The sequence below is a fragment of the Actinotalea sp. JY-7885 genome, from assembly GCF_014525465.1.
Classification (GTDB): Bacteria; Actinomycetota; Actinomycetes; order Actinomycetales; family Cellulomonadaceae; genus Actinotalea.
Genome location: NZ_JACEXH010000351.1, coordinates 1 through 592, shown reverse-complemented (window position 1 = coordinate 592; position 592 = coordinate 1). Strand labels below are relative to the sequence as shown.

1 protein-coding gene is annotated in these 592 nt (G+C 79.1%); it reads right to left on the bottom strand.

Annotated elements, in window-relative coordinates; genetic code table 11:
* Positions 1-592: helicase-associated domain-containing protein (locus IDM29_RS16925; RefSeq protein WP_188037866.1), on the bottom strand; the 592-nt coding region annotated here is incomplete at both ends.

Here is a 592-nt window from a genome sequence, read left to right as displayed (position 1 = left end):
CGCGCGTCCGCGGACGCGCGCGGCGGTGGGGTCGACGACCACGACGTTCCCGCCCGGGTCCTCGGTGACGGGTGCGAGCCCTCGCTCGCGCAGCGCGGCGAGCAGGGCGGACGGCGTGGCCTGCGACGCGATGACGGTCGGCGCCAGGAGGAGCAGGCCGAGCCCGCGCAGCGCCTTGTCGTCGACCAGGCCGGCGAGCAGGGACGGGTCGTCGGCGCGCAGGTACGACGACGCCATCCCCACGCGCAGCCGCCCGTGGCGGCGGGCGACGTCGAGCACCAGGTACTCGAGCGGCTGCGGCACGCCGTTGCGGGCGAACCGCGACAGCTCGGCGAGCAGCTCCTCGGCGGTGCGTCCGCGGTCGAGCGCGTGGCGCACGCTGGACTCGGTGAAGCGCACGGTCAGGCCCGCTCCGCGCGACTCGACCTGCGCCGCGAGCTCGACCAGCGCCGCGAGGCCCTCCGACGGGCGGCCGGGCACGATGCCGGTGAGGTCGCCCTGGAGCAGGAGCTCGTCGACCGCGGGCGGGAGCTGGGCAGCCAGCGCGGCCGCGGCGGCGGGCCCGGGGCCGAGCAGGGCGGCGCCCGCCGCG